This window comes from Nonomuraea africana (assembly GCF_014873535.1).
GTDB classification, from domain to species: domain Bacteria; phylum Actinomycetota; class Actinomycetes; order Streptosporangiales; family Streptosporangiaceae; genus Nonomuraea; species Nonomuraea africana.
Genome location: NZ_JADBEF010000001.1, coordinates 6,491,199 through 6,511,528 on the forward strand (window position 1 = coordinate 6,491,199; position 20,330 = coordinate 6,511,528).

General features: G+C 70.2%; 19 protein-coding genes. 15 read left to right on the top strand and 4 right to left on the bottom strand.

Features of this window, described 5'->3' with window-relative positions; translation table 11 throughout:
• Positions 1 to 62 precede the first annotated feature (62 nt).
• Positions 63 to 1,991: an MMPL family transporter gene (locus H4W81_RS30710; protein WP_192778007.1), complete on the top strand. Its 1,929-nt coding sequence runs from the start codon at positions 63 to 65 to the stop codon at positions 1,989 to 1,991.
• Here the strand turns inward: H4W81_RS30710 and H4W81_RS30715 are convergent.
• The gene (locus H4W81_RS30715) at positions 1,927 to 3,072 is read right to left on the bottom strand and encodes a hypothetical protein (protein WP_318782052.1); all 1,146 of its coding nucleotides are present in this window, start codon (positions 3,070 to 3,072) and stop codon (positions 1,927 to 1,929) included. The genes H4W81_RS30710 and H4W81_RS30715 overlap by 65 nt on opposite strands.
• 119 nt (positions 3,073 to 3,191) lie before the next feature.
• Between H4W81_RS30715 and H4W81_RS30720 the strand changes: the two genes are divergently transcribed.
• Positions 3,192 to 5,171 carry a thioredoxin domain-containing protein gene (locus tag H4W81_RS30720; RefSeq protein ID WP_192778009.1) on the top strand — a complete coding sequence of 660 codons (1,980 nt, stop codon included), beginning with the start codon at positions 3,192 to 3,194 and terminating at the stop codon, positions 5,169 to 5,171.
• On the opposite strand, the gene H4W81_RS30725 is transcribed toward H4W81_RS30720, so the two are convergent.
• Both H4W81_RS30725 and H4W81_RS30730 read right to left on the bottom strand, forming a co-directional pair.
• The gene (locus H4W81_RS30725; protein ID WP_192778010.1) at positions 5,151 to 7,295 is read right to left on the bottom strand and encodes a transglycosylase domain-containing protein; all 2,145 of its coding nucleotides are present in this window, start codon (positions 7,293 to 7,295) and stop codon (positions 5,151 to 5,153) included. The genes H4W81_RS30720 and H4W81_RS30725 overlap by 21 nt on opposite strands.
• Positions 7,296 to 7,395: 100 nt before the next feature.
• The gene (locus H4W81_RS30730) at positions 7,396 to 7,881 is read right to left on the bottom strand and encodes an Lrp/AsnC family transcriptional regulator (RefSeq protein ID WP_192778011.1); all 486 of its coding nucleotides are present in this window, start codon (positions 7,879 to 7,881) and stop codon (positions 7,396 to 7,398) included.
• A gap of 67 nt (positions 7,882 to 7,948) precedes the next feature.
• On the opposite strand from H4W81_RS30730, the gene hppD reads away from it, so the two are divergent.
• From hppD to H4W81_RS30755, 6 genes are all read left to right on the top strand, one after another.
• The gene (gene hppD / locus H4W81_RS30735) at positions 7,949 to 9,049 is read left to right on the top strand and encodes a 4-hydroxyphenylpyruvate dioxygenase (RefSeq protein WP_192778012.1); all 1,101 of its coding nucleotides are present in this window, start codon (positions 7,949 to 7,951) and stop codon (positions 9,047 to 9,049) included.
• A 68-nt stretch (positions 9,050 to 9,117) separates the two neighbouring features.
• Positions 9,118 to 9,210, top strand: coding sequence for an RDD family protein (locus H4W81_RS47765; protein ID WP_225958866.1), 93 nt, complete (start codon positions 9,118 to 9,120; stop codon positions 9,208 to 9,210).
• A 34-nt stretch (positions 9,211 to 9,244) separates the two neighbouring features.
• Positions 9,245 to 10,660: a M1 family metallopeptidase gene (locus tag H4W81_RS30740; RefSeq protein ID WP_192778013.1), complete on the top strand. Its 1,416-nt coding sequence runs from the start codon at positions 9,245 to 9,247 to the stop codon at positions 10,658 to 10,660.
• Positions 10,661 to 10,691: 31 nt separating this feature from the next.
• Complete coding sequence (locus tag H4W81_RS30745; RefSeq protein ID WP_192778014.1) at positions 10,692 to 11,024, top strand: PadR family transcriptional regulator; 333 nt, start codon at positions 10,692 to 10,694, stop codon at positions 11,022 to 11,024.
• Complete coding sequence (locus tag H4W81_RS30750) at positions 11,021 to 11,905, top strand: hypothetical protein (RefSeq protein ID WP_192778015.1); 885 nt, start codon at positions 11,021 to 11,023, stop codon at positions 11,903 to 11,905. The genes H4W81_RS30745 and H4W81_RS30750 overlap by 4 nt, the downstream gene beginning before the upstream one ends.
• 13 nt (positions 11,906 to 11,918) lie before the next feature.
• The gene (locus H4W81_RS30755) at positions 11,919 to 12,758 is read left to right on the top strand and encodes a hypothetical protein (protein WP_192778016.1); all 840 of its coding nucleotides are present in this window, start codon (positions 11,919 to 11,921) and stop codon (positions 12,756 to 12,758) included.
• A 25-nt stretch (positions 12,759 to 12,783) separates the two neighbouring features.
• On the opposite strand, the gene ilvA is transcribed toward H4W81_RS30755, so the two are convergent.
• Complete coding sequence (gene ilvA / locus H4W81_RS30760; RefSeq protein WP_192778017.1) at positions 12,784 to 13,998, bottom strand: threonine ammonia-lyase; 1,215 nt, start codon at positions 13,996 to 13,998, stop codon at positions 12,784 to 12,786.
• A 109-nt stretch (positions 13,999 to 14,107) separates the two neighbouring features.
• Here ilvA and H4W81_RS30765 point away from each other — a divergent pair, with 109 nt between their 5' ends.
• Genes H4W81_RS30765 through H4W81_RS30795 form a run of 7 tightly spaced genes read left to right on the top strand, consistent with a single transcriptional unit; the run spans position 14,108 to position 20,324 of the window.
• Positions 14,108 to 14,419, top strand: a complete 312-nt coding sequence (locus H4W81_RS30765) for a hypothetical protein (RefSeq protein ID WP_192778018.1) — start codon at positions 14,108 to 14,110, stop codon at positions 14,417 to 14,419.
• Positions 14,416 to 15,285, top strand: coding sequence for a hypothetical protein (locus tag H4W81_RS30770; RefSeq protein WP_192778019.1), 870 nt, complete (start codon positions 14,416 to 14,418; stop codon positions 15,283 to 15,285). The genes H4W81_RS30765 and H4W81_RS30770 overlap by 4 nt, the downstream gene beginning before the upstream one ends.
• A gap of 54 nt (positions 15,286 to 15,339) precedes the next feature.
• Entirely contained in the window at positions 15,340 to 15,657 is a 318-nt protein-coding gene (locus H4W81_RS30775) for a PadR family transcriptional regulator (protein ID WP_225958867.1), read from the top strand.
• Positions 15,654 to 16,541: a hypothetical protein gene (locus tag H4W81_RS30780; RefSeq protein WP_192778021.1), complete on the top strand. Its 888-nt coding sequence runs from the start codon at positions 15,654 to 15,656 to the stop codon at positions 16,539 to 16,541. Before H4W81_RS30775 ends, H4W81_RS30780 begins: the two co-directional genes overlap by 4 nt.
• 54 nt (positions 16,542 to 16,595) lie before the next feature.
• The gene (locus H4W81_RS30785) at positions 16,596 to 18,407 is read left to right on the top strand and encodes a peptidoglycan-binding protein (RefSeq protein ID WP_318782053.1); all 1,812 of its coding nucleotides are present in this window, start codon (positions 16,596 to 16,598) and stop codon (positions 18,405 to 18,407) included.
• The gene (locus H4W81_RS30790) at positions 18,400 to 19,149 is read left to right on the top strand and encodes an ABC transporter ATP-binding protein (protein ID WP_192778022.1); all 750 of its coding nucleotides are present in this window, start codon (positions 18,400 to 18,402) and stop codon (positions 19,147 to 19,149) included. The genes H4W81_RS30785 and H4W81_RS30790 overlap by 8 nt, the downstream gene beginning before the upstream one ends.
• Entirely contained in the window at positions 19,149 to 20,324 is a 1,176-nt protein-coding gene (locus H4W81_RS30795; protein WP_192778023.1) for an ABC transporter permease, read from the top strand. Before H4W81_RS30790 ends, H4W81_RS30795 begins: the two co-directional genes overlap by 1 nt.
• Positions 20,325 to 20,330: the final 6 nt, after the last annotated feature.

Below are 20,330 nucleotides of genomic sequence, written 5' to 3' on the forward strand. Positions count from 1 at the left end.
TCTTAGAGAACTCTCAGAACGGACGGACGGCCGCTGAAGATCTCGAAGATCCACTGGACGCCATGGAGAGACTCACCGACTTCGTGCTGCGGCACAAGCTTGCCGTCGTGCTCGCCTGGGTGGCGGTCGCGCTGGCCGGAACGTTCGCGGCGGCAGCCGTCCAGGACCGGCTCGGCGCCCGGTTCGGCGCACCTGGGCAGCCCGCCTACGAGGCCAACCAGGAGATCATGAGGACGTACGGCGGCGGCCTGGTCCCGCTGGTCGCGGTGGCCACCGAGCCCGTCGACTTCGCCAGGCTGGCCCCGCTCGGCAGGGTGGTCACGGATCCGGCCTTCGCCTCCGACGACGGCGGGACCACCTACGCCCTCCTCTACCCGCCCCAGGACGGCGACCTGACCGAGGAGATCACCCAGATCCTCGGGCCGCACGTCAGGGTGACGGGGCTCGAGGCGCTCGAACCCGAGGGCGGCGGTGGCATCAGCCTCGTCGCCGAGATCCTGATCGGCGGGGTCGGCGCGCTGGTGGTGCTGGCCTTCGTGTTCGGCTCGCCGCTGGCCGTCGTGCCGCTGGTGATCGCCGCGGCGGCGGTGCTGGCGGCCTTCCTCGCGGTGTACGGCCTGACCTACCTCACCGACGTCAGCGGTGTCGTGCAGTACATCGTCGCGCTCATGGGCCTCGGGATCGCGATCGACTACTCGCTGCTGCTGGTCACCCGGTGGAGGGAGGAGGGCCACGACGTGCGCAGGGCGATGGCGACCGCGGGCAGGGCGGTGGCGCTCAGCGCGGCCACGGTGGCGATCGGGCTGGTCGCGACGATGGTGTTGCCGGTGCCCTTCCTGCGCGCCGTGGGCCTGGGCGGCGTGGTGATCCCGCTGGTGTCGATGGCGGCCGTGCTGACGCTGCTGCCGATCCTGCTGGCCACCGTCGGGCCGCGGATCGACAGGGGCCGGCCGAAGCCGTCGCGGTGGGCCGGCTGGGCGCGCCGGGTGATCAGGTTCAGGTGGCCCGCGCTGCTCGTCTCGACGGGCCTGCTGGTGGCGCTGTCGTCGGCCGCCCTCGGCCTGAACCTGGGCGAGCCCACCAGCGACTCCCTGGCCAGGAGCGGCCCCGCCTACGAGACGCTGGCAGGCATGCGCGAGGCGGGGCTGCCTACGGGGGCGCTGTCCCCGATCCCCGTCCTCGCGCCCGAGTCGGCGCTGCCGGTGCTGCGGGCCGTACCGGGGGTGGAGACGGCGGTCGTGGCGGCCCCCGGGCTGATCGAGGTGATCCCCGACTACGAGGGCACGGCGACGGTCGAGAACGTGCTGGCCTCCGCACCCCCGGGGGCGAGGGTGGGCGGCGCGGTCGCGCAGAGCATTGGGTTCACCGCGTCCGTCTACGGCGCCTTCCCGCCGATGCTGGTCCTGGTCTCGCTGGCCACGTACCTGATGCTGGCCTTCGCATTCAGGTCGCTGGTGCTCCCGCTCAAGGCCGTGCTGCTCAACCTGCTGTCGCTGGCCGCGGTCATCGGCGCGCTGGTGCTGGTCTGGCAGGAGGGCCACGGCTCGGAGCCGGTGTGGGGCATCCAGGCGCTCGGCGCCATCGACGAGTTCGTCCCCGCGATGATCTTCGCCTTCCTGTACGGCCTCAGCATGGACTACGAGGTGTTCATCCTGGCCAGGATGCGCGAGGAGTACGACAGGACGGGTTCGACCGACCAGGCGATCGTCCGGGGGCTGGGAAGCACGGGACGGCTGGTCACCAGCGCGGCCCTGGTGCTCTTCCTGGCCTTCGCCTCGCTGGCCGCCGCGCCGATCCTGCAGGTCAAGCTCTTCGCGACGGCGCTGGGCCTGGGAATCCTGCTCGACGCCACGCTGGTGCGCGCGCTGCTGCTGCCCGCCCTGGTCTCGGTCATGGGCAGATGGAACTGGTGGCTGCCGAGCCGGCTCAGTCGTCGGGCGACCAGGCGCGCTCCAGCGCCTCAGGCAGGCCCCACCAGCCCAGCGGGGTGAGCACGTCGTCCTCGTCGACGATGCCGAGGTAGGCCCACAGCGCGGTCACGTGGGTGAAGAGGGTCTCCGTGGTGTCGAGGTCGTCGGGGTCGTCCATGTCGACCGTGATGTCCTCGGACTCGGCGATCAGCCTGGAGATGCGCTCAGGGGAGGCGAGCACGCCGGGGCCGAGCCTGGCCAGCGCGGCCACGGCGGCGAGCCAGTCGGCGTGGTGGATGGCGCACAGGGCGGCAAGGGCCGCCTCCTCGTGGGTGAGCTCCTCGTCGAGCTCGTCCTCCTCCTCGCTCCCGTCGTCGTCGAGGTCGGAGATGGGCCCGGCGATGCCCGCGACGACCCTGAGCCACAGCTCGCGGTCGTCGTCCGGGATGAGCCCGCCCTCGAAGCCCGCGCAGGCCCGCAGCACGCTGCCCGGGTAGCCGGGGAAGGCGAGCAGCTCGCGGAGCCTGGTGGCGGCCTGACTCAGCTCGGCCTCGGGCAGTTCGGGCCGCTTGGGCAGCTCGGACATGATCCGCCGCAGCTCGGCCAGCGCGTAGGCCTCCTCCTCGTCCCACGCGGCGAACAGCTCCTCGTCCTGCTCGTCGCCGACCACCACGCTCGGCACCCTGCCGTCGGGCAGCGGGGTGTTGAGCCAGTGTTCCTGCAGCTCCTCGTAGGCGGCGCGGGCCGCCTTGTCGCCCTTGGCCAGCAGGTCGGGGTCGATCTCGCCCGCCTCGATGCGCTCCTCCAGGTAGGCGACGAACCTCGCGTGCATCTCCTCGGCGACGGGACCGCGCTCGTCCTCCTCCGGCCAGACGAAGTAGCTGGGCGTGAGCAGGATGGGCTCGCTGCCCGTCGCCTCAAGCCAGCGCTGCACGTCGCCGACGGTGGCCGTGCCCGACTCGATCGCGCTGAGCGTGGCCCTGGCGCTCTCCCAGAAGGTGGCCGACAGCGGGTTACCCACGGCCAGCATGGCTCTGCGCAGGTCGGGCATGGCCACAAGAGCCACCCCCGACGGTACGGCCAGCAGCGCGCGGGCCACATCCCTGCGGGTCAGTCCGGTGGCGGGGCGCCCGGCGTGAGCGCTCACGAAGTCTAGGTCCACGCTCCGTAACCTACGCCCCACCGCGCCCATCAGTCGAAGAGGCAGCGCTGCCGTCGAGGGCTGCCGTCGAGGCTCCGCGCGACCTCCGGTGACGGCCGCGCGCGTGAGAGGCTGGTCGTATGAACAGGCTGCAGCACGCCACCAGCCCCTACCTCCAGCAGCACGCCGCCAACCCGGTCGACTGGTTCGAGTGGGGACAGGAGGCGTTCGAGGAGGCCAGGCGGCGGGAGGTGCCCCTGCTGATCTCGGTGGGCTACTCGGCCTGCCACTGGTGTCACGTCATGGCGCACGAGAGCTTCGAGGACGACGAGACCGCGCGGCTCATGAACGCGTACTTCGTCAACGTCAAGGTCGACCGCGAGGAACGGCCCGACGTCGACGCGGTCTACATGAGCGCCACGCAGGCCATGACGCAGCACGGCGGCTGGCCGATGACCGTTTTCGCCACTCCTGAGGGCCACCCGTTCTACTGCGGCACCTACTTCCCGAGGCCGCAGTTCCAGCGGCTGCTGGTGGGCGTGCACAACGCGTGGACGGGCGACAGGGAGCAGGTGCTCGAACAGGGCTCGAAGGTCGTCGAGGCGCTCAACAGCGGCGCGACCCTGCCGAGCGGCCCGCTGCCGACGGCGGAGACGCTGGAGCTGGCCGTCCGGAATCTGGAGCAGTCCTTCGATCCGGCGCGCGGCGGCTTCGGCGGGGCGCCGAAGTTCCCGCCGTCGATGGTGCTGGAGTTCCTGCTGAGAAGCGGCGAGCACGACATGTCGGGCAGGACACTCGAGGCGATGGCGCGCGGCGGGATCTACGACCAGCTCGGCGGCGGGTTCGCCCGCTACAGCGTCGACGCGGAGTGGGTCGTGCCGCACTTCGAGAAGATGCTCTACGACAACGCGCTGCTGCTGAGGGTCTACACGCACTGGTGGAGGGCCACGGGCGCGCCGCTGGCCCGCAGGGTGGCGCTGGAGACCGCCGACTGGCTGCTGCGCGAGATGCGTACGCCCGAGGGCGGGTTCGCCTCGGCGCTCGACGCCGACAGCGAGGGCGAGGAGGGCAGATTCTACGTCTGGACGCCCGCGCAACTGCGTGAGGTCCTCGGCGAGGACGCGGACTGGGCCGTCGACCTGTTCGAGGTGACGGGCACCTTCGAGCACGGTTCCTCGGTGCTGCAACTGCTGGAGGACCCCGACGACCCCGCCAGGTTCGCGCGGGTGCGCGCGCGGCTGATGGCCGCGAGGGACCAGCGCGTACGGCCCGGCCGCGACGACAAGGTGGTCGCCTCGTGGAACGGCCTGGCCGTCGCCGCCCTCGCCGAGACCGGAACGGTCTTCGAGCGTCCCGACCTGGTCGAGGCGGCCCGCGCGGCCGCGACGCTCCTGGCGGAGACGCACGTCACCGGCGACCGGCTGCTCAGGACCTCGCGCGACGGACGGCCAGGCCGGAACGCCGGAGTGCTCGACGACTACGCGAACCTGGCGGAGGGCCTGATCGCGCTCTACGGCGTGACCGGCGAGACCCCCTGGTTCGAGCTGGCCGGCCGCCTGCTCGACGTGGTGCTCGACCGGTTCGCCGACGGCCGGGGCGGCTTCTTCGACACCGCGGACGACGCCGAGCGGCTCTTCCAGCGTCCGCAGGACCCCGCCGACAACGCCACCCCATCGGGCCAGTTCGCCGCCGCGGGGGCGCTGCTGTCCTATGCGGCGCTGACCGGCTCCGCCCGGCACAGGGAGGCGGCGGAGGCGGCGCTCGGCACGGTCTCCGTGCTGGCCAGAGGGCACGCCAGGTTCGCCGGGTGGGGGCTCGCCGTGGCGCGGGCCGCGCTCGCGGGCCCCGTCGAGGTGGCCGTGGTCGGGCCCGGGGACGACCCGCGCACGGCGGCGCTGCACAGGGCGGCGCTGCTCGCCGACGTCCCCGGCCTGGTCGTGGCCCTCGGCACCGAGACGGGAACCGCGCCGGACGGGGCTGGGGCGGTCGTGCCGCTTCTGAAGGGGCGCGGGCCCGTCGAAGGGGCTCCCGCGGCCTACGTCTGCAGGGGGTTCACCTGCCGGCTGCCGGTGACCACGCCCGCCGACCTGCGGAAGGAGCTAGCGGCCTGGCGGGGTTGAGGTGTCGTCCAGCTCGCCGGGCCCGGACGTGGCGTTCGAATCCGGCCGGGCGGGCTGCTGATCCGACTGCTGCTCCTCCTCGGAGTTGGCGTCGCCCCTGTCGGTCTCCTCCGGAATGGTCGGCGTGTCGGGGGTCGAGGAGTCGGGCGGCGAGGGCGGCGGCGAGCCGAACTCCTCGTCACCGCGTCCCTCGTCGCGCCACCGCTCGGTCCAGTCGCCGTTGTCGCGCTGGTCGTAGCCGTTGCCGACGTCGTCGCCGCCGTCGCGGTAGTCGTCCCAGCCGTAGCCGTGGTCGGAGGGCTCGGGGAACTGCTCGACCGGCTCGTCGGCGAGGGCCTCGGTCATGAAGGCCTTCCAGATGCGCGCGGGGAGCTGGCCGCCGAACTGCACGCCGTACCCGGGGATCTCGACGGTCTTGTTGTCGTCGCGGAACATGTTGACCGCGGTGGCCAGCTGCGGCGTGAAGCCGTTGAACCAGACGGCGCCCGAGCTGTCGGTGGTGCCGGTCTTCCCGGCGACGGGCCGGTCGTAGAGGCGGGCGCCGGTGCCGGTGCCGTACTTCACGACCTGCTCCATGGCGTAGATCGTGTCGGCGGCGGCCTGCTTGCTCACCACGATCGTGGCCTTGGGCTTGACGACCTTCTTCTTGCCGTAGGTGTCGGTCACCGACTTGATGACGTGCGTCTCCATGTGGACACCGCCGTTGGCCAGGCTGGCGAAGCCCGAGGCGTTCTGCACGGCGCTCACCGAGGCGACGCCGAGCGGGAAGGAGGCGGCCGCCTGGTGCGGCTGGAGCTGGCCTGCGGGGATGCCCGCCAGCTCGGCGGTCTTGGCCACCTTGTCCAGGCCGACCTTCTGGCCGAGGTCGACGAAGGCGGTGTTGACGGAGTTCTGGGTGGCCCGCACCAGGTCGATGTGACCGTAGGAGCGCCCGCTGTCGTTGGGGATGGGCTGGGAGGCGCCGGGCACGGTGATGGGTGAGTTGCCGTCGACCGTGGTGGACAGGCTGTAGCCGTTGTCGAGCGCGGCCGCCAGCGTGTAGGGCTTGAAGGTCGAGCCCGCCTGCACCTTGGCGGAGAAGGCGTTGTCCCACGACTGGTCCTTGCGCCCGCCGTAGAAGGCGACGACCTCGCCGGTCGCGGGATCGACCGCGGCCAGGCCGGTGCGGACCTTCTTCGGCGTGCCGGACGGCACGACGGACTTCACCGCTCGCTCGGCCGCGGCCATGAGGTCCTTGTCGAACGTCGTGACGATCTTCAGGCCGCCGCCGTTGATGTCCTCGTCGGTGTAGCCGCGGGCGTGCAGCTCCTCGCGCACCCTGTCGACCATGACCTGGTCCTGGCCCTTGAGGCTGAAGGCGGCCTTGGGCTCGCCGAGCGTGGGGAAGATCTGCGCCGCCGCCTGGTCGGCGGTGATCGCCTTGGTCTTCACCATGGCGTCGACGATCGCCTTCCACCTCGTCCTGGCCGCGTCGAGGTCGGCGCCCTGCGGGTCGGCGAACCTGCTGGGCTGCTGGATGACCGCGGCCAGGTAGGCGCCCTCCGACACCGACAGCTTGGCGACGTCCTTGCCGAAGTAGGCCTGCGCGGCGGCCTGGATGCCGTTGGCGCCCCTGCCGAAGTAGATGGTGTTGAGGTACTGCTCCAGCACCCAGTCCTTCGACTTCGACTGGTCGACCTTGATGGAGATCAGGATCTCCTTGAACTTCCTGGTGATCGAGCGTTCCTGGCTGAGGCCGCTGTAGTAGTTGCGGACCATCTGCTGGGTGATGGTGGAGCCGCCCTGCAGCTGCTTGCCCGTGACGGTGGACCAGACGGCGCGGGCGGTGCCCTTGAAGGACACGCCGCTGTCGGTGTAGAAGGACCGGTTCTCGGCGGCGATCACGGCCTCGCGCACGTGCTCGGGCACCTGCTCGAGCTTGACGTTCCTACGGTTGACGCCCTGCTTGGCCAGCACGCTCTTGCCGTCGCGGTAGTAGATCACCGAGCCCTGGGCGGTGGCTTCCTTCTGCGTGCTGTCGGGGATGGGGGTCATCGCCCACGCCACCCCGAACAGGCCGATCAACGCGACGATTCCGACGCCGAACGAGATGGCCACGTAGCGAAGGATGCGTCGCTTCCGCATGCCCTTGTCCCCACCAATCCGCACAAGCGCCCCCGATCGCAAGCTCAGCAAACCCCCGTCAGCTGGGCGGAAGGCCAAGAATAAACGATCGGTAACGATGCTAGGGCTTGCGGACGCCGCGTCGTGGGACATCGGCGACCAACGGCAGAACTCGGTATGGGACGGGTGTGTCGAGCACGATGACCGAAGAGGTCCGCAGAACCCCCTGAACATCGACAATCTGGTCGATGACCCGCTGCAGGTCGGAGTTGCTGCGCGCGACGACCCTGCACAGCAGGTCGCTGCCGCCCGTGATGGTGTGGACCTCCAGCACCTCCGGGATGTGCGCGAGGCGGTCGGCGACCGGGTCGTGCCCGCTGACCTGCCTGATCTCCATCGTCACGAACGCGGTCACGTCGTAGCCCAGCGCGGTGGGCGAGACGTCGGGCCCGAACCCGGTGATGACCCCCCTGGCGATCATGCGGTCGAGCCGGGCCTGGACGGTGCCGCGGGCGACGCCGAGCCGCCGGGAATACTCCAGCACACCCAGGCGCGGCTCGTTGGCGAGCAGACTGAGCAGTTTGGCGTCCAGTTCGTCGATGGTCATGGACAAATTGTCCACTATTTCAAGTGACAGTTGCGCATGCCGTCCATACAAATCAAGAGTTAGCCGTATGAGCGACGTGTTTCCGGTCAAAGGCATGGATGCCGTGGTGTTCGCCGTGGGCAACGCCAAGCAGGCGGCCCACTACTACTCCACCGCGTTCGGGATGCGGCTGGTGGCCTACCGCGGCCCAGAGAACGGCAGCAGGGACGAGGTGGCCTACGTCCTGACCTCGGGTGGGGCCCGTTTCGAGTTCCGCGCTTCGGTTCGTCCCGGCACGGACCTGGCGCGTCATGTCGCCGAGCACGGTGACGGCGTGATCGACCTGGCCATCGAGGTGCCCGACGTCGAGGCGGCCTACGCGCACGCCGTCGCGCAGGGGGCGCGCGGGCTCGCCGAGCCGTACACGATGGAGGACGAGCACGGGAAGGTGGTGATCGCGGCCATCGCCACCTACGGCGAGACCCGGCACACCCTCGTCGACCGCTCCAACTACTCGGGCGCCTACCTGCCCGGCTACCGCGCGGCCGAGCCGATCACGCAGCCGCCCGCCAAGCGCTTCTTCCAGGCGGTCGACCACTGCGTCGGCAACGTCGAGCTCGGCAAGATGGACGAGTGGGTGGAGTTCTACAAGCGGGTGATGGGCTTCACCAACATGGCGGAGTTCATCGGCGACGACATCGCCACCGAGTACTCCGCGCTGATGTCGAAGGTCGTCGCGGACGGCACGCGCAAGGTGAAGTTCCCGCTCAACGAGCCTGCGATCAGCCGCAAGAAGTCGCAGATCGACGAGTACCTCGAGTTCTACGGCGGCCCCGGCGTGCAGCACATCGCGCTGGCCACCAACGACATCCTCACCACCGTCGACAACATGCGGGCGGCGGGCGTCGACTTCCTCGACACCCCCGACTCCTACTACGACGACCCCGAGCTGCGCGCCAGGATCGGCCAGGTGCGGGCGCCGATCGAGGAGCTGAAGAAGCGCAAGATCCTCGTCGATCGCGACGAGGACGGCTACCTGCTGCAGATCTTCACCAAGCCGGTGCAGGACCGCCCGACGGTCTTCTTCGAGCTGATCGAACGGCACGGCTCGCTCGGCTTCGGCAAGGGCAACTTCAAGGCGCTGTTCGAGGCGATCGAGCGCGAGCAGGAGCGCCGCGGCAACCTGTAGAGGTTTGCCCTGGTCAGAGGTGGGCGATCAGCCAGCTGGTCGCCGCCGTGCTCAGCGCTCTGTGCTGCTTGAGCATCGTCGACGATGGTTGGATCCTGTTCGACCGGCGCAAGCAGGCCCTGCACGACAAGGCGGCCAAGACCGTTGTCGTAGATGCCTGACCAGCGACGATTCATTCGCGTAGGCTACTAGGCCATGCGTTCCGCTCTGCTCGCCATCCTTCTGGGCGTGGCCGCCTGCGCCCCCTCCAACGGGGACGCCTTTTCCTCGGCCACCGCCCAGACGCCCACGCCCGTGCAGTCGGGCGAGGGGTGGGGTGCGCACGGCATCGGCGACACCGACTTCCCCCTCGACGGGAACGGCGGCTACGACATCTCCCGCTACCACCTGAAGATCGGCTACGACCCCGCCACCAAACACCTCACCGGGCTCGCCTCGATCGAGGCCGCGGCCACGCAGCCGCTGCGGCGCTTCAACCTCGACCTGTCCGGCCTCCAGGTGAGCGAGGTCAGCGTGGCGGGCAGGCCGGCCACGTTCGCGCGCAGTGGCGACGAGCTGTCGGTGACCCCCGCCGAACCTCTGGCCAAGGGCGGCTCGTTCACGGTCACCGTGGCCTACGCGGGCACGCCCCAGCCGGTCAAGGACTCCTCCAACCTCGGCACGTACGGGTTCATCCCCACCGCCGACGGCGCCTTCGTCACCTGCGAGCCCAACGGCGCCAAGACGTGGTTCCCCGCCAACGACCATCCCGCCGACAAGGCCCGCTTCGACTTCGAGCTGACCGTTCCCCAGGGCCTGACGGCGCTGGCCAACGGCGAGCTGACCAAGAAGCCCGTCACCAGCGGCGGCAGGACCACCTTCTCGTGGTCGGAGCGGCATCCGATGGTGACGTACCTGGCGACCATGACGCTCGGCAAGTTCGAGCTGCGCGAGGGCCGGACCACGAAGGGCGTCCCCAACCTGGCCGCCGCCGATCCGAAGTACCGCGCCACGCTCAACGGCCTCTACACCACCTCCGGCGAGGTGACCGACTACTGGACCACGGTCTTCGGCCCCTACCCCTTCTCCTCCACCGGCGGCGTGGTCGACGACTTCCCCGCGGGCTACGCGCTGGAGAACCAGACGAAGCCGATGTACGGCGGCTTCCAGCCCGACGAGGCCATCATCGCCCACGAACTGGCCCACCAGTGGTTCGGCAACAGCCTGTCCATCAAGCGGTGGAAGGACCTGTGGCTCAACGAGGGGTTCGCCACCTACGCCGAGTGGCTGTGGTCGGAGCACAAGGGCAGGGCGAGCGCGCAGACCCTCTTCGACAACTACTACGCCAGGCAGCCGAGCGACGCGGTGTGGGCCTACCCGCCGGGCCGGGCACAGCCCAGAGACCTGTTCAACGAGTCGGTCTACACGCGTGGCGCCATGACGCTCCACGCGCTGCGCAAGCACATCGGGGACGCGACCTTCTTCACGCTCCTGAAGACGTGGGCAAACGACCACAAGTACGGACATGTCACGACTCCCGAGTTCATCGCGCTGGCGGAGAAGCTGTCGGGCAAGGAGCTCGACCAGTTCTTCGACGCCTGGCTCTTCGACAAGGGCAAGCCCGCCTTGTGAAGATTCCGTTGAACGCAGTATCTTGTCCGGCATGCCGCGAAGATCAACCGAAGTCAGCGAGCCCATGTACTTCGTGCTCGCCGCGCTGCTCGACGGCCCGCTGCACGGCCATGCCATCGTCGGGAAGGTCGCCGAACTCTCCCGTGAACGGGTCAGGCCGTCGATCAGCACCCTCTACGGCATCCTGGAACGCCTGACCGCGCAGGGGATCCTGGCCGTCGACCGCGAAGAGGTCGTGCAGGGCCGCAACCGCCGCTACTTCCGCATCACCGACAGCGGCAAGGCCCTCGCCGCCGCAGAGGCCGAGCGCATGCACCACGCAGCCGGGCTGGTCAGAGCCAGGCCCGACCTAGGCACGGCGTGACCCCTCTGGAGCGGCGCTACAGGCGGCTGATGCGGGCCTACCCGCGCTCCTACCGCTCGGCCTACGGCGAGGAACTCCTCGACGTCCTGCTCGGCCACACCGACCCGGCGCGTTCCACGCCTCCGTTCAAGGAGGCGGCTGGGCTGCTGGTCAACGGGGCCAGGGAGCGGGTCTGGCAGGCCGTCACGGCCCCGATGTGGGCCGACGGGGTGCATCTGGGAGTCACCGCCCTGTGCGTGGCCAACCTGGCGGCGCTGCTGCCCTACGTGGCGTCGATCCCCGCCTGGTGCGCGCTGTCCGCGCTCACGCTGACGCTCGTGATCCTGGGCCGGGTACGGCACGCGCTGCCGCTCGCGCTGCTGGCGGGGGTCAAGGCGTGGGCGCTGGGCACCGGCGTCACCTTCCTCGACGCCACGCAGCTGCCCGTCGAGCCAGGATTCCTAGCCCACTACCCGCTCTACGCCAGGAGCGGTCCTGTCGCCGCGGTCACGGGGCCGTTGCTGGTCTGCGCGGGCCTGGCCTTCCTGGCCGTGCGAGAGGAACGGCCGAGGCGGCGGTCGTGGTGGTGGCTGCCGGCCGTACCTCTGCTGGCGGCGGCCGATCCCGCCTGGATGTCGCTCGAGGACCCCGGCCCCGTGGTCCTGGTCAGGATCGCGGCCGAGACCGTGACGCTGACCGCGGCCGCGTGGGCGGGCCGGACGACCGGCGACCCGCGCTGGGCGCTGGCCGCCGTGATCTACCTGGTGGCGAGCTCCGCCGCCTTCAGCGAGAACCTTCCCTACCAGTCACGCCAGAACCTCGCCTACTGGGGGCTGCTGGCATTCCTCACCCTGGTCGCGGCGCTCGTGCCGGACGGGTCGCGCACGCGCGCGCTCGACTGAACTGGAGATTTCCATGCCTCGCCATGCCACATGGCTGCTTTCGCTTGCCCTCGTCGCGGGATGCGCGGCCGAACCGGCCGCCGCCCCCGCCCCTTCCCGAGGGGCCGACCCCCGGCCCAGGATGGAGCAGATCAAGGCCGACTGCATGAAGCAGAAGGGCTTCGCCTACATCGCCTTCGTCCAGCCCAGCCAGCCGAAGCCCGACAGAACCACCTACGAGGGCATGAGGGCCTATCGCCAGAAATACGGTTTCGGGGTGTTCGCCATGCACGTCTACCCGAAGGATCCCCTGGCCGGAGGCGCCGAGGCCGACATCCCCGAGAACCCGAACGACAAGATCATGATGAAGCTGAACTCCACGCAGCTCGCCTCCTACAAGAAGACCCGGGAGACATGTCTCCGCAGGGCCGCCAAGGAGGTGCTCAACAAGGACGTCACCACCATGGACAACGCCGTGGACCAGTTGAACGCGGCCTCGGCCAGGCTGGAGGCCCGCGAGATCGACGGCGACCCCGAACTGGTCACCCTCGCCGCGGGCTTCGCCGACTGCCTCACCGCCAAGGGGTACAAGGTGTCCTCGACCAAGCCTGAGGCACTGGCCAAGAGAGGGCCCGACGCCTTCTGGGCCGAGTCCAACACGATGGGCGACAAGCAGTTCCCGAAGGGCAAGGAGGGCTACCACTACGTCCCGATGCTCACCCCCGCTGAGGCCAGGCCGTACCTGGAGCGCGAGGTCAAGGCGGCGCTGGAGGACCTGGAGTGCGGCAAGGAGTTCTACGCCCGCTACGCGCCCAGGAAGGCCGCGGTGGAGGCCAGGGTGATGGACGAGTACGGCCCGCTGGTCGGCATGTGAACCGCCCGAGGCCTGGATCGGCCCTTCAGCCGACGAAGACCTTGTAGCCCTCGTTCCCCAGCACGCCGAGCACCTCGTCGGAGTGGGCCTGTCCGCGCGTCTCGACCTGCAGCTTGACCTCGACCTCGTCGACGTGCATGCGCGCGTTGACCCGCTCGTGGGCGATGTCGATCACGTTGGCGCGCAGCTCGCCGAGCGTGCCGAGCAGCCGCGCGAGCGCGCCGGGACGGTCGGACATCCTGATCCGCACGGTCAGGTAGCGCCCCGCGGCGGCCAGGCCGTGCCTGAGCACCTTCGACAGCAGCAGCGGGTCGATGTTGCCGCCCGACAGCACGGCCACCACGGACGGCTCGAAGGCGTGCGGGTGGGCAAGCAGGGCCGCCACGCCCACCACGCCCGCGGGCTCGACCACAAGCTTGGCGCGCTCGACGCACAGGACGAGCGCCCTGGAGATCTCCTCCTCCGACACCGTCACCACGGTGTCGACCAGGTAGTGGATCATCTCGAACGGCAGCTCGCCGGGACGGCCCACCGCGATGCCGTCGGCCATCGTGCCCGACGGATCCACGACGACGGGCTCCCCCATGGCCAGGGAGGCGGGGTAGGCGGCGGCCTGCTCCGCCTGGACGCCCACGATCCGCACACCGGGACGCAGTGACTTGACCGCCAGCGCCACCCCGGCGGCCAGCCCTCCCCCTCCGATGCCGAGCACGATCGTGCCGACCTCGGGGAGCTGCTCGACGATCTCGAGCCCGATCGTGCCCTGGCCGGCGATGACGTCGGGGTGGTCGAACGGGTGGATGAACACCGCGCCGGTCCGCTCGGCGTGCTCCTTCGCCCTCGTGAGCGCCACGTCGACGCTCTCGCCGCCGAGCACGACCTCGGCCCCGTAGGCCTGCGTCGCCTCGACCTTCGGCAACGGCGCCCCCTCCGGCATGTAGACCGTCGCCCGCGTGTCGACCAGGCCCGAGGCGAGAGCCACGCCCTGCGCGTGGTTGCCCGCGCTGGCGGCGACCACGCCCCTCCGCCGGTCGTCGCCGGTCAGCTTGGCGATGCGGACGTAGGCACCGCGGACCTTGAACGAGCCGGCCCGCTGGAGGTTCTCGCACTTGAGGTGCACAGGGCCGCCGACGATCTCCGAGAGGACCCGCGACCGCAGCACGGGGGTCGACACGACCACACCTGCCAGCAGGTCACGTGCGGCCACCACGTCGTCGAGGGTCACCCGCGCGAGCACCATGCGGCCAGTGTCCCACCCTCACCCGGGGCAGGGGCACTCCACGAGAGAGGGCAGGCGTCGGGAATGACCCGCTTGACCATACTTCGCCTGACGAAGTATGGTCCTCTCCATGCCCAAGCGATCATTCGCGATCGTCCCTCTCATCCTCCTTCTCGGATGCGGCGCGCATGTGTCGGCGGCGGTGCGCAAGGTCTTCGCGGACCAGCTGGAGGCCATCCGCAGGAAGCAGGACCCCGAGATCGAGCCGGTCAAGGGTGTCACCCTGCTGCCGGAGCTCTCATCCGAGGCGGCCAGGCCGTACCTCACCAGAGAGATCAGAGCGGCACTCGACGACCTCGAGTGCGGTAAGGAGTTCCACCCCATGTCCAGTCCGAAGCGGACCTCCCTCCAGGCCCGGGTCGACGCGGAGTTCGGCCAGTGAGGCGCGTGACGGCGCTCCTCGCCCTCACCCTGGTCGCCGGATGCGGCGGCACCGCCGCGGAAACCGCGGCGCCCAGCCCGGGCGGCCAGGGAGTCGAGCAGCGCAAGGAGGCCGAGATGGCCACGTGCATGAAGCAGAAGGGCTTCAAGTACGTCGCGTACGTCAGGCCGCCGGTCCAGCTCAGCGACCAGCGGAAGAAGGCGTCCTCCGGCGACTACGAGTCGATGCGGGCCGAGCGCGCCAAGCACGGCTTCGGGCACTTCTCCCTCTACGTCTATCCCAAGGAGCACCCCAACCCGATGGTCAAGCCCGACAACCCGGACATCGACCCGAACTGGGCCATTCAGGGCTCGCTCTCCGAGGAACAGCGCAAGGCCTACCAGAGCGCCAAGGACGCGTGCTACGCCGCCGCGTTGAAGAAGGTCACGGGGAAGAACGTCAAGTCGGTGATCGACCACTACGACGTGGCCGAGAAGGCGAGAGACCAGGCGCTGGCGCGCGAGCTCGACACCGACCCCTCGCTGGCCGAGAAGGCTCAGGTCATGGCCGACTGCCTGAAGGGCAAGGGCTACCGGGTGGGCAAGACGAACCCGACCGCCATCGCCGAGCGGGGCACGGCCGAGATCCGCGCGCAGGTCGTCGAGATCGGCAAGACCGACGACATCGACGACAGCAAGCTGACCCCCGGGCAGTACTACGAGCCGTCACTCACGGCCGAGGAGGCCAGGCCGTACCTCACCAAGGAGATCAAGGTCGCGCTCGACGACCTCGAGTGCGGCAAGGACTTCTACGCCGCCTACCTCCCCAAGCAGCAGGAGATCTTCAAGAGGATCGACGCGGAGTTCGGGATGACGGGGTGGTCTTGACGATACTTCGCGGATCGAAGTACGTTTTCGGCTATGTCTAAGGGATCATCCGGTTTGAGTGAGCAGACCTACTTTGTCCTCGCGGCACTCCTGGACGGCCCGCTCCACGGACACGCGATCATCAAGAAGGTCGTCGACCTCTCTCAGGGCCGGATCACCCTGGCCGTGGGCACGCTCTACGGCGCGCTCGACCGGCTGGCCGCCAACGGCGTCATCGTCGTCGAGCGCGAGGAGATCGTCAACGGCCGCAAGCGCCGCTATTTCCGGATCACCGACGAGGGCAGCGGCATGGTCGAGGCCGAGGCCAGGCGCATGCAGCAGGCCGCGGCCGTGGTCACGGGCCGCCGCAGCCTCGGGGCGACGTTCGGATGACCACTCTCGAGCGGCGCTACCGGTGGCTGCTCAAGGCCTACCCCTACGGCTACCGGGCCGACTACGGCGACGAGCTCCTCGACGTCCTGCTGGACAGCGCGAAGCCAGGCCAGGCGCTGCCTCCCCTTCGTGAGGCGGTACCGCTGGTCGTCGGCGGGATCCGCACCCGCATCATCACGGCGGCACAGGGGCCCGCCTGGGTGGACGGACTGCATCTGGGAATCGTGGCGCTGACCGTGCTCAACCTCGCGGTACTCCTCCCCTACGCCATGAGCATCCCGCTGTGGCTGGGGTTGTCCGTGACCGCTCTCCTGCTGATCCTGCGCGGACGGCCCCGCCTGGCACTGCCCTTCGCCGGGCTCGTCGCCGTCAAGGTCACCGCGATCACCATGGGTCAGCCGTGGCTGGACGACACGCTGCTGCCCGTCTTCCCCGACGGGCTGTGGCAGGGGCCGGCGCTGTACGGCACCGGCGGCCCGGTGGGCCCGCTGACCGCCAACCTGCTCATCGTCCTCGGCCTGGTGGTCCTGGCGACCAGGGGCCGGCGGCCGAGGACCCGCTCGTGGTGGTGGCTGGCGGCCGTGCCGCTGGTCGCCGGGTCCGACCCCGCGGGGCTGGACATCGTCGCCGGGTCGCCCACAGCGGTGATCAGAGTGGTCCTCGAGCTCACGCTGCTGTGCGGCGCGGCCTACGCCGGTCACCTCACCGCCGATCCCCGGTGGGCGATCGCCGCGGCGGCGTACCTGCTGCCCGCCAGCGCCGTCCTCGCCGAGAACCACCAGCTCCTCCAGCGGCAGGACCTCGCTCACTGGGGCCTGCTGGTCCTCTTCACCTCCATCGCGGCCGCCGTGCCGTTCCGAGCCAGGCGCCGCATCCTCCTCTGACCCCGCCAGCGCCAAGAGCTCTCTTCGCCATGCCAGAAAACAAGGAGTTCTGACGTGAAGTCCCCCCGCAAGGTGCTGATCGGCACCGTGGCCTGCGTGATCGCGACCGCGGGCGTCGGCTGGGGCGTCAGCACCCGGCTGCGCTCCCCCGCCGACGAGGCGGCCTCGCGCACGCCGCCGAAACCCTCGCTCATCACCGCTCCGGTGGAGCGCACCAAGCTGGTCAGCAGCATCGCGGTCAGCGGCACCCTGGAGTACGGCTCACCGCTGCCCGTCACGCTGGCAGGCGTGGTCGGCGGCTCCGACACCACCCAGCGCGCCACCCGCGCGCCCCGCCCCGGCAAGGTCGTGGAGGGCGGGGTGCTGATGGAGGTCAACGGCAGGCCGGTGTTCGCCATGACCGGCAAGGTGCCCATGCACCGCACGATCGCGCCCGGCGCCAAGGGCGCGGACATCAGGCAGTTGCAGAGGTCGCTGCGCCGACTCGGCTACGGCGCGAGGGTGACCGGCGTGTTCGACCAGGCCACCGTGGCGGCCGTCACCAGGTTCTACGCCAAGAAGGGCTACGAGGCCCAACAGCCCACCCTCGAGGCGCGGCAGCAGCTCGACAGCTTGCGCAAGGCCGTACAGACGGCCCAGGAGACGCTGGCGACCGAGCGGAAGGCCCTCGACCAGGGAAGCGACGTCCTGCCGCTGAAGCTCAAGCTCAGCAACACCAAGGCCGACCTGAAGGCGGCCGAGCAGGCCTACCGGGAGGCGAAGGAGCGCAGGTACACCACGGACGACGACGCCAAGATCGAGGCCGCGGACGTCGCCGTGCGCGCGGCGGAGGAGAAGCTGCTGCAGGCCGAGCAGGACCTCGCCACCGCCAGGGCGGAGAACGACAAGCGCGACACCGGCACGCCCACCACCGCGCCCACCACAGGGCCGACCACAGCGCCCACCACAGGGCCCACCACAGGGCCCACCGCTGGGCCCGCCCCCACACCGCGGCCCTCCGTCGACACGGCGCTGCTGGAACTGCGCGTGTCCAACGCGCGGGCCGACCTGGAGAGCGCGCGCAGGGCCTACGGGCGCATCGAGGAGGAGGCGCGGCTGGCCCGCGGGAAGCGGCTGAGCGAGCTGGGCAAGGCGGTGCGCGACGCCAAGGAGGCCGCGGCCACCGCCGCGCAGGCGCTACGGCAGGCCCGCGCGCTGTCGCCGGTCAAGCTGAAGGTCGCCAACGCCGAGAAGGATCTCAGCGCCGCCAGGTCGCTGATGGCGGAGTACCAGCGGACCTACGGCACCACGATCCCGCCGGGCGAGCTGGTCTTCCTGCCCAAGCTGCCGGCCCGCCTGCACAAGGCGGGGGTCAAGGCGGGAGAGAACGTGGACAAGGCGATCGCGACCGTCACCAGCTCGTCCTTCGTGGTCACGGGTTCGGTGGAGTCGTCCGAGGCCGACCTGCTGAAAGAGGGGCTCGACGCGGTCATCGAGACCTCCTCGGGCAAGACCTACCCGGCCACGTTGACCGCGTTCGGACAGAAGGCGGCGCTGTCCACCGGGGAGGCCAAGCGCGCCGAGGGCGACGAGGCCGTGAGCTCGGAGCCCGTGCTGATCACCCCGCTGTCGGAGAAGGGCCTCAAGGGCCTCTCGGGGACGGCGGTCACCGCCAAGGTGACGGTCGGCGCGACCGACACCGAGGTGCTGGTCGTCCCCGTCGCCGCCGTCGTCACCGCGGCCGACGGCAAGGCCAGGGTGCAGGTCGAGGTCGCACCCGACCGGACCAAGGACGTCGAGGTGCGCACGGGACTCACCGCCGACGGCAAGGTCGAGGTCACCGGCGACCTCAAGGAGGGCGACAGGGTGGTGGTCGGCGGTGCCTGAGCCCGTCATCGCCCTGGAGAACCTCAGCAGGGAGTTCCCCGCGGACCCGCCCGTGCGAGCGCTCTCCAACGTGTTCCTCGAGGTGCGGCCGAATGACTACCTCGCGATCGTCGGCCCCTCGGGGTCGGGCAAGTCCACCTTGCTCAACGTGCTCGGCCTGCTCGACATGCCCACCTCGGGCAGCTACCGTATCGACGGCATCGAGACCACGACCCTCCGCGACGGCGAACGCACGAAGCTGCGCGGAAGCAGGATCGGCTTCGTCTTCCAGTCCTTCCACCTGCTCGCGCACCGGAGTGTGGCGGAGAACGTGATGCTGGCCGAGGTCTACCGGAGCAGAGGAGCTCGGGAGGAGAGAGCGAGGAACGAGCCAACGAGTCACGAAGCGGCTGCGACCATGAGCACAGGGAAAATTGAGCGCAGGAACCGCAGGGTCAGGGCGCTCGAGGCGCTCGACCGCGTCGGGCTCTCCCATCGGGTGGACTTCCTGCCCGACCGGCTCTCGGGCGGCGAACGGCAGCGCGCCGCGATCGCCAGGGCGCTGGTGGGCGGCCCCTCCCTGCTGCTGTGCGACGAGCCCACGGGCAACCTCGACAGCCGCAACACCGAGGCCGTCCTCGACCTGTTCGACGAGCTGCGAGGGCAGGGGCTGACGATCGTGGTCATCACGCACGAGACCGAGGTGAGCGACCGCGCCGAGCGCAGGGTCAGGATCACCGACGGCGTCCTGGTGGAGGAGTAATGGACCTCCGCGACCTGCTGAACGAGGCCATGGCCGGCATGCTGGCCCGCCCGGTCAGGACCGCTCTCACCACGCTGGGCACCGTGCTCGGCATCACCACGCTCGTCATCACGCTCGGCATCGCCGCCACCGCCGGCAACCAGATCGTCGGCAGGTTCGACGAGCTGACCGCCACGACCATCACCGTGGAGGTTCCGGAGAGCACCAAGGCGTCGATCGCGTGGGACGCCATCGACCAGGTCACCAGGTTGCGCGGGGTCACCTCGGCCGCCGCCGTGGCCGAGACCAAGAAGAGCGCCAACCTGAGCGTGCGCTCCAACAAGATCGTGGATCCCACCCGGGTCACCGACCAGACGCTGAGCGTCGTGGCCGCCAGTCCCAGCCTCCCGGGGGCGGTGAAGGGCAGCATGGTCCAGGGCCGCTTCTTCGACGCAGGACACCTCGCCCGCCAGGACCGTGTCGTGGTGGTCGGCGAGCAGGCGGCCACGATGCTCGGGATCACCCGGCTCGACCGGGCGCCCGCGGTCTTCATCGGCAAGCACGCCTACACCGTGATCGGTGTCCTGGGCGCGATGAAGCGCGAGAAGAACCTCGGCACCGCGGTCATGGTCCCGCCCACGATCGGCAAGCGCTTCGGGCTCAAGGACGTCACGAGGGTGCTGATCAACACCAGCCTCGGCGCCGCCGAACTGATCGCCAGGCAGGCGCCGACCGCGCTCAGCCCAGGCAACGAGGACCTGTTGCAGGTCATCGCGCCCCCCAGCCCGACGAGGGCGCGCGACGCCGTGCAGAACGACGTCAACTCGCTGTTCCTGATCCTGGGGCTGGTGTCGCTCGTCGTGGGCGCGGTGGGCATCGCCAACGTCACCCTCGTCACCGTGATGGAACGCGTCGCCGAGATCGGCCTGCGCCGCTCGCTCGGCGCCGCGCGCAGGCACATCGCCGCCCAGTTCCTGCTGGAGTCGACGCTCACCGGGCTGACCGGCGGCGTGATCGGGGCCAGCCTCGGCCTCGTGGCCATCGTCGCCGTCTCGGCGGCCAAGCAGTGGACACCCGTGCTCGACGTGCGGCTGGCCGTGATCGCGCCCCTCGCGGGCGCCTTGGTCGGCCTGCTCGCCGGGCTCTACCCCGCCCTGCGCGCCGCCCGGATGGAGCCGGTCGACGCCCTTCGATGAGCCGGC

Coding starts and splice junctions, on each gene's coding strand:
- H4W81_RS30710 (WP_192778007.1), top strand. CDS start 63: ATGGAGAGACTCACCGACTTCGTGCTGCGGCACAAGCTTGCCGTCGTG.
- H4W81_RS30720 (WP_192778009.1), top strand. CDS start 3,192: ATGAACAGGCTGCAGCACGCCACCAGCCCCTACCTCCAGCAGCACGCC.
- H4W81_RS30725 (WP_192778010.1), bottom strand. CDS start 7,295: ATGCGGAAGCGACGCATCCTTCGCTACGTGGCCATCTCGTTCGGCGTC.
- H4W81_RS30730 (WP_192778011.1), bottom strand. CDS start 7,881: ATGACCATCGACGAACTGGACGCCAAACTGCTCAGTCTGCTCGCCAAC.
- hppD (WP_192778012.1), top strand. CDS start 7,949: ATGAGCGACGTGTTTCCGGTCAAAGGCATGGATGCCGTGGTGTTCGCC.
- H4W81_RS30740 (WP_192778013.1), top strand. CDS start 9,245: ATGCGTTCCGCTCTGCTCGCCATCCTTCTGGGCGTGGCCGCCTGCGCC.
- H4W81_RS30745 (WP_192778014.1), top strand. CDS start 10,692: ATGCCGCGAAGATCAACCGAAGTCAGCGAGCCCATGTACTTCGTGCTC.
- H4W81_RS30755 (WP_192778016.1), top strand. CDS start 11,919: ATGCCTCGCCATGCCACATGGCTGCTTTCGCTTGCCCTCGTCGCGGGA.
- ilvA (WP_192778017.1), bottom strand. CDS start 13,998: ATGGTGCTCGCGCGGGTGACCCTCGACGACGTGGTGGCCGCACGTGAC.
- H4W81_RS30765 (WP_192778018.1), top strand. CDS start 14,108: ATGCCCAAGCGATCATTCGCGATCGTCCCTCTCATCCTCCTTCTCGGA.
- H4W81_RS30780 (WP_192778021.1), top strand. CDS start 15,654: ATGACCACTCTCGAGCGGCGCTACCGGTGGCTGCTCAAGGCCTACCCC.
- H4W81_RS30795 (WP_192778023.1), top strand. CDS start 19,149: ATGGACCTCCGCGACCTGCTGAACGAGGCCATGGCCGGCATGCTGGCC.